This window comes from Pseudomonas sp. SJZ077 (genome assembly GCF_007993905.1).
GTDB classification, from domain to species: Bacteria; Pseudomonadota; Gammaproteobacteria; order Pseudomonadales; family Pseudomonadaceae; genus Aquipseudomonas; species Aquipseudomonas mandelii.
This window is the reverse complement of record NZ_VIUJ01000007.1, coordinates 91,624-106,195: the sequence shown is the minus strand read 5'-3', so window position 1 is coordinate 106,195 and position 14,572 is coordinate 91,624. Positions and strand designations below refer to the sequence as shown.

General features: G+C 60.4%; 13 protein-coding genes. 9 read left to right on the top strand and 4 right to left on the bottom strand.

From position 1 onward, the window contains the following. Nucleotides 1-560: 560 nt before the first annotated feature. The 3 genes from FBY01_RS12995 to FBY01_RS12985 are packed head-to-tail and all read left to right on the top strand — an operon-like array spanning nt 561 to nt 5,475. Nucleotides 561-1,919 carry a TolC family outer membrane protein gene (locus FBY01_RS12995; RefSeq protein ID WP_010461997.1) on the top strand — a complete coding sequence of 453 codons (1,359 nt, stop codon included), beginning with the start codon at nt 561-563 and terminating at the stop codon, nt 1,917-1,919. A 19-nt stretch (nt 1,920-1,938) separates the two neighbouring features. After that, complete coding sequence (locus tag FBY01_RS12990; protein ID WP_083374772.1) at nt 1,939-4,098, top strand: type I secretion system permease/ATPase; 2,160 nt, start codon at nt 1,939-1,941, stop codon at nt 4,096-4,098. A 9-nt stretch (nt 4,099-4,107) separates the two neighbouring features. Beyond that, nucleotides 4,108-5,475 (top strand): HlyD family type I secretion periplasmic adaptor subunit, encoded by a 1,368-nt coding sequence (locus FBY01_RS12985; protein ID WP_145308074.1) that lies wholly within the window; start codon nt 4,108-4,110, stop codon nt 5,473-5,475. Nucleotides 5,476-5,624: 149 nt separating this feature from the next. Here the strand turns inward: FBY01_RS12985 and FBY01_RS12980 are convergent, their stop codons facing one another. Together FBY01_RS12980 and FBY01_RS12975 are read right to left on the bottom strand one after the other, a co-directional pair. Further along, complete coding sequence (locus FBY01_RS12980) at nt 5,625-6,218, bottom strand: tRNA-uridine aminocarboxypropyltransferase (protein ID WP_145308076.1); 594 nt, start codon at nt 6,216-6,218, stop codon at nt 5,625-5,627. Nucleotides 6,219-6,222: 4 nt separating this feature from the next. Further along, nucleotides 6,223-7,116, bottom strand: a complete 894-nt coding sequence (locus FBY01_RS12975) for a LysR family transcriptional regulator (protein WP_007945995.1) — start codon at nt 7,114-7,116, stop codon at nt 6,223-6,225. A gap of 359 nt (nt 7,117-7,475) precedes the next feature. On the opposite strand from FBY01_RS12975, the gene speB reads away from it, so the two are divergent. The 6 genes from speB (at nt 7,476) to FBY01_RS12945 (ending at nt 13,134) form a co-directional block, all read left to right on the top strand. After that, on the top strand, nt 7,476-8,426 hold the full coding sequence (speB, locus tag FBY01_RS12970) for an agmatinase (RefSeq protein ID WP_077749132.1): 951 nt from the start codon (nt 7,476-7,478) through the stop codon (nt 8,424-8,426). A 9-nt stretch (nt 8,427-8,435) separates the two neighbouring features. Further along, nucleotides 8,436-8,843 (top strand): nuclear transport factor 2 family protein, encoded by a 408-nt coding sequence (locus FBY01_RS12965; protein WP_145308078.1) that lies wholly within the window; start codon nt 8,436-8,438, stop codon nt 8,841-8,843. Nucleotides 8,844-8,897: 54 nt separating this feature from the next. Beyond that, a complete protein-coding gene (locus tag FBY01_RS12960; protein WP_145308080.1) occupies nt 8,898-10,409 on the top strand; it encodes a cytosine permease in 1,512 nt (503 codons plus the stop codon). Between the two features lie 230 nt (nt 10,410-10,639). Further along, nucleotides 10,640-12,019 carry a sodium:solute symporter gene (locus FBY01_RS12955; protein WP_145308082.1) on the top strand — a complete coding sequence of 460 codons (1,380 nt, stop codon included), beginning with the start codon at nt 10,640-10,642 and terminating at the stop codon, nt 12,017-12,019. Between the two features lie 85 nt (nt 12,020-12,104). Then, nucleotides 12,105-12,830, top strand: a complete 726-nt coding sequence (locus FBY01_RS12950; protein ID WP_083374775.1) for an MBL fold metallo-hydrolase — start codon at nt 12,105-12,107, stop codon at nt 12,828-12,830. Between the two features lie 52 nt (nt 12,831-12,882). Next, nucleotides 12,883-13,134 carry a hypothetical protein gene (locus FBY01_RS12945; protein ID WP_010462011.1) on the top strand — a complete coding sequence of 84 codons (252 nt, stop codon included), beginning with the start codon at nt 12,883-12,885 and terminating at the stop codon, nt 13,132-13,134. Nucleotides 13,135-13,329: 195 nt separating this feature from the next. Here the strand turns inward: FBY01_RS12945 and FBY01_RS31825 are convergent, their stop codons facing one another. Together FBY01_RS31825 and FBY01_RS12940 are read right to left on the bottom strand one after the other, a co-directional pair. After that, on the bottom strand, nt 13,330-13,458 hold the full coding sequence (locus FBY01_RS31825; RefSeq protein ID WP_003184145.1) for a PA1414 family protein: 129 nt from the start codon (nt 13,456-13,458) through the stop codon (nt 13,330-13,332). 139 nt (nt 13,459-13,597) lie between these two features. Next, nucleotides 13,598-14,491 carry a LysR family transcriptional regulator gene (locus FBY01_RS12940; RefSeq protein WP_010462018.1) on the bottom strand — a complete coding sequence of 298 codons (894 nt, stop codon included), beginning with the start codon at nt 14,489-14,491 and terminating at the stop codon, nt 13,598-13,600. Nucleotides 14,492-14,572: the final 81 nt, after the last annotated feature.

Sequence of the window (14,572 nt, the reverse complement as noted above, 5' to 3'; positions counted from 1 at the left end):
GCACCCTGTTTGTGCGAAGAACGTGCTCATGGTTGAAGCAGGTTGCCTGGCGGATCGCCTGCGGGGTGCGTTTATCCGAGTAAACCGCTGCCCCGGCGATAGTCTCGCCAAGCATGTCGCTCATGGGCAATGAGTCCGTTTTTGGCAAAACCCCAATGCAATCAACAACCTTGGGATTCCAATCGCAGCCACATTGCCTTTTGTGCGATGCGTAACGATTTTGAACCTGTAGAGCGACAAAAAACTGTCGCCTCAAAACCGTTTCGCTTCCCTCCCCTCCAGCACTTCTCCGCCCTATGTCGATAAGTGGATGGAACTTTCCTTAAACCCTCGAATGCTCCCTAGAGCTTCTAAAACAAGGGCTTTCAGAGTGAACAATGTGCTGGATTTTGCAGAGCGCATAAGTTTTTTTTGGAATAACCCCTATGAAAAAAATTTCTTAGCTACGCTCTAGAATGTTCTTAGCTACGTTGTTACAAGCATGAAACGGTTTTGCCTATAAATGTCGTCAAATATTTGGCGACTGATAAAGAACCATCAGGAATCAGGGAGATGTACCCATGCGCGTTTTAACCCCCCTTTGCAGCGCAATTCTGCTGGCCATGGCCTGCACATCCCAGGCTCAAGCCATGTCAGTGACCGAGGCGATCCAGAGCACCATCGCAACCCACCCGGAACTGGCCTCGCGCGTCGACTCGCGGCTGTCCGCGGATGAGCAAGTCAAAGTCGCCAAGGGGGGCTTTTATCCATCAGTTGATCTGAACGCCGCCTACGGGCGCGGGTACAGCGATAACACCAACACCCGGGCGTTCGGCAATCACAACACCGAAATCCTCACCTACACCCAATCGGAGCTGCGCCTGCGGCAGATGCTGTTCGACGGTTTCAACACCGCGAACGAAGTCGAACGCACCAAAGGGGTCGTCAACTCCCGGGCCTATTACGCTCAAGGCACCGCTCAGGACCTGGCATTGCGCACCATCGAGGTCTACCTCGAAGTGCTCAAGCGCCGTGAACTGGTGACCCTGGCCACGAACAACCTGCAGGCTCACTTGCGGGTCAACGATCAGATCGGCCTGCGCACCCAGCGTGGCGTCGGCAGCAACGCCGACTCCGACCAGTCCAGCGCCCGCCGGGCACTGGCGCAAAACAACCTCGACACCGCCGAGGTCGATCTGGCGGATGCCGAGTCGAATTTCGCCGCCGTTGTAGGGCGCCTGCCCGATGAACTGGAAACGCCGCCGTCTATCCGCGGCGAACTGCCTGCCTCTCTGCCGGAAGCCCAGCAGAGCATGGTGGAAAACAACCCGTACCTGAAATCGGCCCAGGCTGACGTGCAATCGGCCGAGAGCCAGTACGAAGTCTCAAAGTCGCCGTTCTACCCGCGTTTCGATGCCGAAGCGGCAGTGGGCGCAAACAACAACGTGCAGGGCGATGAAGGCCACGACAACGAGTGGCGCGTGGGCGTGGTGATGAACTACAACCTGTTCCGCGGCGGCAGCGACAAGGCGCGCCTGGCCTCCAATGCGCATCAGATCAACCAGGCGATGGACATCCGCAACAACGCCTTGCGCCAACTCAACGAGAACATCCACCTGGCCTGGAACGCCATGGTCAATGCCAAGAAACAAACCCCGACTGCCCGCGAATACGCGGACACCAGCCGTCGTGTGCGCCTGGCATATCAGGACCAGTTCGGCCTCGGCCAACGCACCCTGCTCGACTTGCTCGACAGTGAAAACGAGCTCTACAACGCCAATCGCCGCTACACCGAAGTGCGCTACACCGAGGAGTATTCGATGTACCGCGTGCTGGCGAACATGGGCCAGTTGCTGAGCAAACAACGGGTGGTGCTACCCGCCGATGCGATCGCCCAGGCCGAAGTGAAAAACGAAGCGCGTTTGCCTGAACTGAAGTAGCTCACTGGGGGCGATCAATTTGACCAGCATGGAACCCGGCAACATCGGTGTCGATCCGCGCCTGAGCTTCGATGACCCGCTACTGGACGGTCTGTTGATCCTCTGCAAACTCCACGGCGCGACGGTCAGTCGCGCCAGCCTGAGTGCCGGGCTGCCACTGAACAAACAACGCTTGAGCCTGGACCTGCTGCCCCGTGCAGCAGCCCGGGCCAGCTTGCAGGCGCGGGTGCTGCGCCGTGAACTGGCGGACATTTCCGCGCTCAACCTGCCTGTGATGCTGATCCTGAACAACGGCCGCACCGCCATCCTGCGACGCTATGGCGATGACGGCCGGTTGCTGATCCTGCCCAGCGAAGCGGACGGTGGCGAACAATGGGTCAGCCGTGAAGAACTGGCTGAAAATTACAGCGGCCAGGCCTTGTTCGCCCGGCCCCGCCATGAACTCGAAGACCTGCGCTCGCCGCTGGTGCCGCGTGTGGAAGCGTGGTTTCGCGACACCTTGAAGCTGTCGAAATGGCTGTACAGCGATGCGATTCTGGCGAGTTTCCTGATCAACCTCCTGGGGCTGATGGTGCCGCTGTTCGTGATGCAAACCTACGACCGCGTGGTGCCGAACCAGGCCACGTCGACCTTGTGGGTGCTGTCGATCGGCTTGCTGATCGGCACCGGTTTCGAACTGGTGCTGCGGGTGGTGCGCGCGCACTTGCTGGACACCGCCGGGAAGAAAACCGACGTGATTCTTTCCGCGACCTTGTTCGAACGCATCACTGGCATGGCGATGAAAGCGCGGCCAGCGACCATCGGCGGTTTCGCCCAGAGCATCCACGACTTCCAGGGCCTGCGTGAATTCCTCACTGCCGTCACGCTGACCAGCCTGATCGACCTGCCCTTTGCCGTGTTGATGCTGGTGGTGATCGGCCTGCTCGGCGGCTGGCTGGTGGTGATTCCATTGTTGGCGTTTCCGATTACGATCATTTTCGCGATGGTCATTCAGGTGCGCCTGCGCGACACCGTGCAGAAAAGCCTGAGCCTCGGCGCCGAGCGCCAGGCCCTGCTGATCGAAACCCTTGGCGGCCTGGAAACCCTCAAAGCGTGCAGCGCCGAAAGCGAGCGCCAGCACAAATGGGAAAGCACCCACGGCGCCCTCACCCGCCTCGACAGCCATGCGCGCAATCTGTCGGCGCTGGCCACCAATGGCACGCTGTTCATCCAGCAATTCTCCGGCATGGCGACCATTGTCGCCGGCGTCTACAGCATCATCGCCGGCAACCTCAGCGTTGGTGCGCTGGTGGCGACCTACATGCTCGGCAGCCGCGTACTCGCACCCTTGGGGCAGATCGCCGGTTTGATCACCCGCTACCAGCAAGCGCAACTGACCATGAAAAGCACCGATGCGCTGATGTCCTTGCCGCAAGAGCGCGACGCCCACCAGCGGCCGCTGGAGCGCACTCAGTTGCAAGGCGCGATGGATGTCAGTGGCGTGACCTTCCACTACAACGGCCAGAACGCCCCTGCCCTGGCCAACATCAGTTTCAGCGTCAAACCCGGCGAACGGATCGGCATCATCGGTCGCAGCGGCTCGGGTAAAAGCACCCTGGCGCGATTGGTGATGGGGTTCTATGCGCCGGAAGAAGGCCAGTTGCTGCTCGATGGCCTGGACCTGCGGCAACTCGATGTCGCCGACCTGCGCCAGCAAATCGGTTACGTCGCCCATGACCTGCCGCTGCTGGCCGGCAGCCTGCGCGACAACCTGACCCTGGGCGCACGTTACATCAGCGATTCACGGATGCTCGAAGTCGCCGAACTGACCGGTGTCACCGAGCTGGCGCGTCAGCATCCGCAAGGTTTTGACCGGCCCGTGGGCGAACGCGGGCAGTTGCTGTCCGGCGGTCAACGCCAGGCAGTGCTGCTGGCCCGGGCCTTGTTGCTGGATCCGCCGATCATGCTGCTCGACGAACCCACCAGCGCCATGGACAACAGCAGCGAAGATGTCTTGCGGCAAAAACTCCACGGCTGGGTGCAGGGCAAGACCTTGCTGCTGGTGACCCACCGCACCTCGATGCTCAGCCTGGTAGATCGGCTGCTGGTGCTGGATAACGGGCGGATCGTTGCCGACGGTCCGAAAGAAGCGGTCATCGATGCACTGCGCAAGGGCCGTGTCGGCTCTGCGGCTGTCTAGGAGCTACCCATGGCCCGTTCATCATCCGACACGCCACAAGACCGCGGCTACTTCGGCAGCTTCGGCAAAACCGCCGAGAGCGAATTCATGCCGGAAACCGCCGGCGCTTCGCTACAGGATTCGCCGCGCTGGTCGCGGATTACCGTGTGGCTGGCCGCGGCGCTGCTGATTACCGCTCTGGTCTGGGCCAAGTATGCAGTGCTGCAAGAAGTCACCATGGGCGAAGGCAAGGCGATCCCGTCGAGCAAGGTCCAGGTGATCCAGAACCTGGAGGGCGGCATCGTCACCGAGATCTTCGTGCGCGAAGGGCAAATGGTGAACAAGGGCGACACCTTGCTGCGCCTGGATGACACGCGGTTTCTGTCGAACAAGGGCGAGAGCGAGGCGGATCGTTATGCGTTGACCGCGCAGGTCGAACGTCTGTCGGCCGAAGCGGAAGGCCGGCCGTTCAAGCTGTCGCCTGAGGTGATCGCCAAAGCCCCGCAAGTGGCCGAGGACGAACGCTCGCTGTATGAACAACGCCAGCGTCGACTGGCCAGTGAGCAACGGACGCTAACCGAACAACTGCGGCAAAAGACTCAGGAACTGGCGGAATTCCGCTCCAAGCAGGGGCAGTTCAGTTCGAGCCTGGCCTTGCTGCAACAAGAGATGAACATGTCCGCGCCGCTGGTGGGCACCGGGGCGGTTTCACCGGTGGAAATCCTGCGGCTCAAACGCAGCGCGGTGGAAATTCGCGGCTCTTTGAATGCGACGACGCTGGCAATTCCCCGGGCGGAATCGGCGATCAACGAGATCAAAAGCAAGATCGATGAATCGGAGCAATCCTTCCGCTCGGACGCGGCGAAAGAGCTGAATGAAAAACGCACCGACCTGTCGAAAATCACAGCGTCGAGCATCGCCATTGATGACCGCGTGACCCGCACCACCGTGGTGTCGCCGGTGCACGGAATCATCAAGGTGCTGAAGGTCAATACCATCGGCGGCGTGGTCCAGCCGGGCAGCGACATGGTGGAGATCGTCCCCATTGAAGACAACTTGCTGATCGAAGCCAAGGTGCGGCCACAGGACGTGGCGTTCCTGCATCCGGGGCAGAAAGCAATGGTCAAGTTCAGTGCTTACGACTACACGATTTATGGCGGGTTGACTGCCAAGCTGGAACTGATTGGTGCGGACACCATTACCGATGACAAGGGCAACAGCTTTTATCTGATTCAGGTGAGGACCGACAAGAATCACTTGGGCGGCGATGTGAAACCGCTGCTGATTATTCCGGGGATGGTGGCGACGGTAGATATCATCACGGGCGAGAAAAGCGTGCTGGATTACCTGTTGAAACCGGTGTTGAAAGCGCGGACCGAGGCGATGCGGGAGCGATAGGTTTGACTCATTCTCTGTGGCGAGGGAGCTTGCTCCCGCTGGGCTGCGCAGCAGACCCAAAATCACTCAACCAGGCGCAACAGGTGTACTGAGTCGACAAATTGGGAGCGCTTCGCACTCCAGCGGGCAAGCTCCCTCGCCACAAGTAATCACCTGCCGTGGTTACGCTGGTAAGTCTCCTCCCCCATCGCCGCAATCTGGCCTTCGATCAACGCCTCGAACGGTCTCAACAAGGGTTCAAAAGAGCTCGGCGCTTCCAGCGTCTGCAACGCCTGGACAATCGCTTCCACCGTCGACAACGCCCCCGGCCCCGGTGCCTTGCGCAGTCGATATCGAGACACCCCGCCATCCACCAACGTCACCCTCGGCAACGCCGCCAGTAACGGATTGAGGTGCAACATCTTGCGCGCCTTGCGCCAGGTGCCGTCCGGGACGACCAGCAACAGCGGCTCTTCATTCGTGGTGTACGCCTGCAATGGCTGCGCATCGTCGGCCGGAAACAACAACCGCGCCTGATACCCCGGAGGATTCAGCAGCACCGGCAAATCCTCAAACACCTCACCGACAATCAACTCGGCATTCTTCAAGCCCAACGCGGCCAGTCTCGCCGTGTTCAACGCATGGTTCACTTCGCTGGGATGCTGCAACAACAGCACTCGGGTGCGGCTGTCGAGGCTCGGGATCAGCGGGCACAGGCAATGGGTTTGTGGGCGCAGGCAGCGTGGACACTGGATTCTGGACATGTTCTCAGGCCTGGTTCAGTTGCGCTTTGAGCAGATCGCGGAAGGTCTGGATCAGCGGCTCGCGGCTGCGGCCACGACGCACGATCATCGAAAACGGCGCCTGATAACCAAACGTCGCCGGCAGCAGGACGCGCAAATCGCCCTTGTCCGCCCAAGCCTGGGCGTAGTGCTCCGGCAGGTAACCGATGTAGGCGCCCGACAGCACCAGAATCAGCTGCGCCTCCATACTTTCCACGGTGGCGGCGCTGTGCTTGAAACCGTGGCGCGCCAGTTCGGCCTGGCTCCAGTAACCACGGCCGACCATGCGTTGCTGAGTGATGACTTGCTCAGGAATGCGCCGCTCGGTGAACAGCGGATGACGGCTGCTGCAATACAACCAGTGTTGCTCGCGGTACAGCGGCATGTAAACCAGGCCGCTCATGCGCGTGGAAAACGCACCGATGGCCAGGTCGAGACGGTTGTCCTGCACGCCGAGCTGCAATTCGTAGGGGCTCATGACCGACAGGTGCAAATGCACGGCCGGGTGTTCCTGGCTGTAGGCGCCGATGGCTTCGGCGAACGGCAAGGCCTTGTCGCTGACGGTGGAGTCGATGACGCCGAGGTTGAGAGTGCCGCGCAGTTCGCCCTTCAACGCCGCCGCGTACTGCTCGAAGCCTTCAAGCTCGCCCAACAGACGCAGGGTTTCCTGATGGAACAGCTCGCCCTTGCTGGTCAGGCTGAAACCGCCGCGACCGCGATGGCAGAGCACCAGGCCTAGGGCGGCTTCGAGCTGGCTCATGTAGGTGCTGATCGCCGAAGTCGAGAGGTTGAGCTCTTGCTGCGCGTTGGCAAACCCCTGATGACGCACCACGCTGACGAAGATGCGTAACAGTTTCAGGTCGGGTAAAGCGTTGGCCATGGGGGCTCCGTTTGCAAGGTCATGCGTGTTGCGCTTTTGTGGCGAGGGAGCTTGCTCCCGCTGGGTTGCGAAGCGGCCCTACAACCATTCACCTCGTAGTGTCAGACGGACCGCATCAGCCGATTTTACGACTGCTGCGCAGCCGAGCGGGAGCAAGCTCCCTCGCCACAGGAGTGCGGCACATGGCCGCAAGTCTATCGTCGTGCCAACCATTAGTTTAGAAAAATCTGAACTAAGTATTTGCCCATAGCGATTCTTCCCGGCCACTACATTTCGCAGAATCGGCCCCTAACGGTGCCCGAACCTCCCCGGAGCGGCGCAACCGACATAAATAAAACAACGACGATGAGGCCTTACCCGTGGAAAAGATTCTTCACCAACCACTGGGCGGCAATGAAATGCCGCGCTTCGGCGGCATCGCCACCATGATGCGACTCCCCCATTTGCCTACCGCTGCCGGTCTGGATGCTGCCTTTGTTGGCGTCCCGCTGGACATCGGCACCTCGCTGCGCCCCGGCACCCGCTTCGGACCTCGCGAAATCCGCGCTGAATCGGTGATGATCCGCCCGTACAACATGGCGACCGGCGCTGCACCGTTCGATTCGCTGTCGGTGGCCGACATCGGCGACGTGGCGATCAATACGTTCAACCTGCTGGACGCGGTGCGGATCATCGAAGAATCCTACGACGCCATCCTCGAACACAATGTGATCCCGCTGACCCTGGGCGGCGACCACACCATCACCCTGCCAATCCTGCGTGCCATTCACAAGAAGCACGGCAAGGTCGGCCTGGTGCACATCGACGCTCACGCCGATGTGAACGATCACATGTTTGGCGAGAAAGTCGCCCACGGCACCACCTTCCGTCGCGCGGCCGAAGAAGGCCTGATCGACTGCGATCGCGTGGTGCAAATCGGCTTGCGCGCTCAGGGCTACACCTCCGAAGACTTCAACTGGAGCCGTAAACAGGGCTTCCGTGTGGTTCAGGCTGAAGAGTGCTGGCACAAATCCCTGGCACCGCTGATGGCCGAAGTGCGCGAGAAAGTCGGCGGCGGTCCGGTGTACCTGACTTTCGACATCGACGGCATCGACCCGGCTTGGGCGCCAGGCACCGGCACCCCGGAAATCGGTGGTCTGACGACCATTCAGGCAATTGAAATCATTCGCGGCTGCCAAGGCCTCGACCTGATCGGCTGCGATCTGGTAGAAGTCTCGCCCGCTTATGACACCACCGGCAACACCTCGCTGCTGGCCGCCAACCTGCTGTACGAAATGCTCTGCGTACTGCCGGGCGTGGCCCACCGCTGAGGATCGGTCATGACCGAACGTGATCAGGTGTTGAAAGCTGCCGCCGATCTGGTGTCAGCCTTCGCCTGCAACGATCGCGAAGCCTACTTCGGCGCGTTCAGCGCCGACGCCAGCTTCGTGTTCTACACCCTCGAACAGCCCCTGCTGTCGCGCGATGCCTATCAGGCGTTGTGGGACACCTGGCGCGCCGAGGATGGCTTCGAGGTGCTTGCGTGCACGTCGAGCAACGCCTTCGTCAGCCTGCAGGGTGACGTGGCGATTTTCATCCATGACGTGGCCACCGAGCTGCGCATGCAAGGGGAGCAACACTTCAGCCAGGAGCGCGAGACGATTGTGTTTCGCCGACAACAACAAGGCCTATGGCTGGCCTGCCACGAACATTTGTCCGCAATGCCGGAAGGGCTGCCACCCCCTTAGCCAAACAGGTGACGCTCACACACGATGAGCGCGCCTTTATGATCGGAGCTGATCATGAATAACAACAACAAAGACCAAAGCCTTACGCAGATTGAAACCCACGGGGTCGAACAGATCCCGGACAACGAACGCACCGCAGGCCCGACGGACTTGTTCCGGATGATCTTCGGCGGTTCCAACACTTTTGCCACCGCCGTGCTCGGCAGTTTCCCGGTGCTGTTCGGCCTGTCTTTTCAGGCCGGTGTCTGGGCGATTGTGCTGGGCGTGCTGCTGGGCTCGCTGATCCTCGCGCCGATGGGCCTGTTCGGCCCGATCAACGGCACCAACAACGCCGTGTCTTCCGGTGCGCATTTCGGCGTGCACGGGCGGATCGTCGGTTCGTTCCTGTCGCTGCTGACCGCCATCGCCTTCTTCTCGCTCTCGGTGTGGAGTTCGGGTGATGCGCTGATCGGTGGCGCCAAACGCCTGATCGGTCTGCCGGAAACCGACCTGACCCTGGGCCTGGCCTACGGGCTGTTCGCGATCCTGGTGCTGACAGTTTGCATTTATGGCTTTCGTTTCCTGCTGTGGGTCAACAAAATCGCGGTATGGAGCGCCAGCCTGTTGTTCCTGCTGGGCATCTTCGCCTTCGCCGGGCCTTTCGATGTGAATTACGCCGGCACCGTCAATATGGGTCAGCCAGGTTTCTGGGCGGCCTTCATCGGTGCTGCACTGGTGGCGATGAGCAACCCGATTTCCTTCGGCGCGTTCCTCGGCGACTGGTCGCGCTACATCCCGCGTGAGACCTCCAAGCGCCGGATCATGGCCGCCGTGGTGATCTCGCAGATCGCGACGTTCATTCCGTTCCTGTTCGGCCTGGCCACCGCCACCATCGTAGCGATCAAGGCACCGGACTACATCGCGGCCAACAACTACGTCGGCGGTTTGCTGGCGGTCTCGCCGAGCTGGTTCTTCCTGCCGGTGTGCCTGATCGCGGTGATCGGCGGCATGTCCACCGGCACTACTTCGCTGTATGGCACCGGGCTGGACATGTCCAGCGTGTTCCCTCGGGTGCTGTCGCGGGTCAAGGCGACGTTGCTGATCGGTGTGATGTCGATTGCCTTCATCTTCATCGGGCGCTTCGCCGCGAACCTGGTGCAGAGCGTGTCGACCTTCGCCGTGCTGATCATCACCTGCACCACCCCGTGGATGGTGATCATGATCATCGGCCTGGTGGTGCGTCGCGGCTTCTACTGCCCGGATGACCTGCAAGTGTTCACCCGCGGCGAGAAAGGTGGCCGCTACTGGTTCACCCACGGCTGGAACTGGCGTGGCCTGGGAGCCTGGATCCCGAGTGCGCTGGTGGGTTTGTGCTTTGTGAACCTGCCGGGGCAGTTTGTGGGTGTGCTGGGCGATCTGGCTGGCGGCATCGACATCAGCCTGCCGGTCACCCTCGGCCTGGCATCGCTGGTGTACCTGACGCTGCTGAGTCTGTTCCCGGAACCGGCTGCGGTGTTCGGGCCGAATGATGCACGTAGCAAGGGCACGGACGCGCTCAGTAAACCGGCGATGCGACAAGCCGCCTGATTCAACACAAACGATGGTCAACGGACCTCTGTGGCGAGGGAGCTTGCTCCCGCTCGACTGCGCAGCAGTCGCAAAACAGGCGAATGGTGTTTCCCCTGAAGAAACGCGGTTGCAGGATTTGGGGCTGCTTCGCAGCCCAGCGGGAGCAAGCTCCCTCGCCACAAAAAGCGGACTGATTGCCACATTGATTTTCGCCTCACCATAAAAAAGACAATCGGAGACACGCCATCATGGCTTTGGATTTATTCGTCGTACTCATCTACGCCGCCGCGATGCTGATACTTGGCTACTTCGGCATGCGCAAGGCCAAGACCAACGAAGACTACTTGGTCGCCGGTCGCAACCTCGGCCCGAGCCTGTACATGGGCACCATGGCCGCCACCGTTCTGGGCGGCGCGTCCACCGTGGGCACCGTGCGCCTGGGCTACGTTCATGGCATCTCCGGTTTCTGGCTCTGTGCTGCACTGGGTTGCGGGATCGTCGCGCTGAACCTGTTCCTCGCCAAACCGCTGCTGAAGCTGAAGGTTTTCACCGTCACTCAAGTGCTGGAAAAGCGCTACAACCCAATGGCTCGTACCGCAAGCGCGAGCATCATGCTGGCCTATGCGCTGATGATCGGCGTGACCTCGATCCTGGCGATCGGCACCGTGCTGCAAGTGCTGTTCGGCCTTCCGTTCTGGATGTCGGTAATTCTCGGCGGTGGCGTGGTGGTGATCTACTCGGCCATCGGCGGAATGTGGTCGCTGACCCTGACCGACATCGTCCAGTTCGGTATCCAGACCGTAGGCCTGATGTTCCTGCTGCTGCCAATCTGCTTGTACCGAGTGGGTGGCTGGGATCAACTGGTTGCACAATTGCCGGCTGCCAGCTTCAGCTTCACCAGCATTGGCTGGGACACCATCATCACCTACTTCATGATTTACTTCTTCGGCATCCTGATAGGCCAGGATATCTGGCAACGGGTGTTCACCGCACGAAGCGAGAAAGTTGCGAAGTATGCCGGTACTACCGCGGGCATCTACTGCATCATTTACGGCCTGGTCTGTGCATTGATCGGCATGGCCGCTCACGTACTGATCCCGGACCTGGACAACGTCAATAACGCTTTTGCCGCTATCGTCAAAGTCTCGCTGCCGGACGGCATCCGTGGCTTGGTGATCGCGGCTGCCCTGGCAGCAATGATGTCCACCGCCAGCGCCGGCCTGCTCGCCGCCGCCACCACTCTGACCGAAGACCTGCTGCCGAAACTGCGCGGCGGCAAACAGTCGAGCCTGGGCATCAATCGCCTGTTCACCCTGCTGACCGGTATCGCCGTGCTGGGTATCGCGCTGGTGGTAAACGATGTGATCAGTGCCTTGACCCTGGCTTACAACCTGTTGGTGGGCGGCATGCTGATTCCGCTGATGGGCGCGATCTTCTGGAAACGCGCAACCACCGCCGGCGCTATCGCCAGCATGGGCATGGGCTTTGCCACTGCGCTGCTGTTCATGTTCAAGGACGGTATGGACGCCAACACTCCGATCTACTACAGCCTCGGCGTGGGCCTGGTGAGCTTCGTGGTGGTCAGCTTGCTGTCCCCTCGTCCGGCAACGATGGCCAGCGCCGCCTAAGCTGAACCTAACGACTTGATGCTTTCTTCGACGGGTGTGGCGTCGGTTGCCACACCCGTTTTTTTTCGTCTGGAGAAAACCTTTGATGAAGATTGTTTCGCGCGATCAGTGGTTCGAGGTCAAACAGCTCAGTGACGGCATACGGCTGATTCACGAGCCTTACATCCGGCCCTTCTATCGCTGCAACCTCTGGCACATTCAGGGCCGCGACAAGGACTTGCTGCTGGACAGCGGTTCCGGGTTGGTGAGCCTGCGCGAGCAGTTGCCGTGGATCACCGAGCGGCCGCTGGTGGCGGTGGCCAGTCATTGCCATTTCGACCACATTGCCGGTCATCACGAATTTCCCGAGCGCCTGGTGCATCCGGCCGAGGCCGACATCCTGGCGGCACCCGACGGCGAAAACGATTTGAGCCGGGCGTTTGTCGGCGACGAGATGTTCGAGGCGCACCCGGACTGCCCGTTGTGCTATGCCGAATATCGAGTCAAAGCCGCGCCGGCCACGGGGATGATTGAAGAAGGCGACGTGCTGGATCTGGGCAATCGCGTGCTGCAGGTTCTGCATACGCCGGGGCATTCACCGGGCGGCATCAGCCTGTACGAAGCGGCAACCGAGACGCTGTTCAGCGGCGACATCATCTACGACGGCCCGCTGATCGAAGACGCCTACCACTCCAATCTCGACGACTACGCTCGCAGCCTGCAGCGCTTGCGCGCGTTGCCGATCCGTACGGTGCACGGCGGGCATTTCGGGAGTTTTTCCGGGGAGCATTTGCGCACGATGATTGACGAGTGGCAGCGCTCACACACCTGAAGCCTGCTGTACTCAAGCTCAGGAACAACAATAACGCCCTCGAAGAACCACCATGAAAAGAGCTGCCGTTCGTGCCGCCGTGCATCGTTTCATCAGCCGCCTGCTGGAGGGTCAGGATGACTTCGACGACAACGCCAGCCTGGCGCAGTTGGGATTGGATAAACAGGATATCGAAGAGCTGATCTTCCATCTGGAGGATGAGCTGGGGTTGACGGCGTTTACGGCGGAAGAAGACCGTATGCTCAAGGATGCCAGGACGGCGAATGATTTGAGTCGGTTTTTGGTGGAGATTGGACGGCATTGAGTCCGAATGCCAAACGCACGCTCGTGGTGAACTGTGGCGAGGGAGCTTGCTCCCGTTCGGCTGCGCAGCAGTCGCCAATCCTGTCCGAGTATTCCCTGACAACTCTGAGGCTACCAAGGGGCGCTACGCGCCCCAGCGGGAACAAGCTCCCTCGCCACAGAGGATTTGCCAGGTTTGAGCCAGTGCGGGTCAGACTTACCGACGGCGCGGCTGGCGTCGACGCTGTTCGTCGTCGGTGCGAATAGGAACAGGTTGCAGAGGCGGTTCGATCAAACCGAGTGCAACACCCAGATCGTGCAGCCAGTTTTGAATTTTCTCTTTCATGGTGCCCCCTTCAGGGTAGTGCCGAGCGGCTGAAATTCTGTAGCCCCTTCGCACTGATAATAGTCTGAAGTCCTACGCAATGCTCGGCCAAATCCGCAATGATCTGTTACTGAATTGATCAAAATACCTGACCGATAGTTCAAGCAATCGCCGAAGCCTGCATCGGCGCCGATGGATAGACCGCTTGTTGCTGTTCAATCCACGCGTTCAGGTTGGCCCCGACCATGCCTTTGCGCCACATCAACCAGGTCGTCGCGTGGGCAAACGGCTCCGCCAGCGGGTGCACCGCCACGCTTTCACGGCCCGGCAGGCTTGCCAGCATCGACTCCGACATCAGCGCCACGCCCGAGCCAGCAATCACACACGCCAGCATGCCCGGGTAAGACTCGATCTCCATCGCCCGGCCCATGGCCGCGTGGTCATGGGCAAACCAGGCTTCAAGACGCATGCGGTAGGAGCAGCCCTGACGAAAGGTAAACACCGAGCGCCCTTCCACATCCATGGCGCTGCGGACCGGCGGGTGATCGGCCTCACTGATCAGCACCAGCCGCTCGTCGCATAACGGCACACCGTCCAGACCGGCCAGCTCCAGCGGGCCATCCACCAAGGCCGCATCGAGACGACCGGTGAGCAAACCCTCAAGCAATTCACCGCTGGGCCCGGACTGCACTTGCAGGTTCACCGCCGGATACGTGCGGTGATAACGCGCCAGTAGTCCCGGCAAATGAATCGCCGCCGTGCTGTACATGGTGCCCAACACGAAGTCCCCGGCCGGTTGCCCGCCCTGCACCGCCGCCTGAGCTTCGTCGCGCAAGTTAAAAAGCTTGGCGGTGTAGTCCAGCAGGACTTTTCCCGCAGGTGACAGTTGCAAACGCTGACGCTCGCGGACGAAAAGCTCTACACCGAGCTGCTCTTCAAGTTGCTTGAGCCGCGTTGACAGGTTAGACGGCACCCGGTGCAACCGTTCGGCAGCACGGGTGATCGAGCCCTCTTGCGCCACGGCCTGGAAGATTCGTAACTGGCTGAACTCCACGATCTTCTCCAAATCAGAACAAGTTACTCACTATTATTCATTTTTAAAGAAAGTCAATCAGTCCTAGCCTGACGGTCATTG

Excerpts from the sequence above, each read along its gene's own strand:
- FBY01_RS12995 (WP_010461997.1), top strand. The coding sequence starts at position 561 with ATGCGCGTTTTAACCCCCCTTTGCAGCGCAATTCTGCTGGCCATGGCC.
- FBY01_RS12985 (WP_145308074.1), top strand. The coding sequence starts at position 4,108 with ATGGCCCGTTCATCATCCGACACGCCACAAGACCGCGGCTACTTCGGC.
- FBY01_RS12980 (WP_145308076.1), bottom strand. The coding sequence starts at position 6,218 with ATGTCCAGAATCCAGTGTCCACGCTGCCTGCGCCCACAAACCCATTGC.
- FBY01_RS12975 (WP_007945995.1), bottom strand. The coding sequence starts at position 7,116 with ATGGCCAACGCTTTACCCGACCTGAAACTGTTACGCATCTTCGTCAGC.
- FBY01_RS12965 (WP_145308078.1), top strand. The coding sequence starts at position 8,436 with ATGACCGAACGTGATCAGGTGTTGAAAGCTGCCGCCGATCTGGTGTCA.
- FBY01_RS12960 (WP_145308080.1), top strand. The coding sequence starts at position 8,898 with ATGAATAACAACAACAAAGACCAAAGCCTTACGCAGATTGAAACCCAC.
- FBY01_RS12955 (WP_145308082.1), top strand. The coding sequence starts at position 10,640 with ATGGCTTTGGATTTATTCGTCGTACTCATCTACGCCGCCGCGATGCTG.
- FBY01_RS12950 (WP_083374775.1), top strand. The coding sequence starts at position 12,105 with ATGAAGATTGTTTCGCGCGATCAGTGGTTCGAGGTCAAACAGCTCAGT.
- FBY01_RS12945 (WP_010462011.1), top strand. The coding sequence starts at position 12,883 with ATGAAAAGAGCTGCCGTTCGTGCCGCCGTGCATCGTTTCATCAGCCGC.
- FBY01_RS31825 (WP_003184145.1), bottom strand. The coding sequence starts at position 13,458 with ATGAAAGAGAAAATTCAAAACTGGCTGCACGATCTGGGTGTTGCACTC.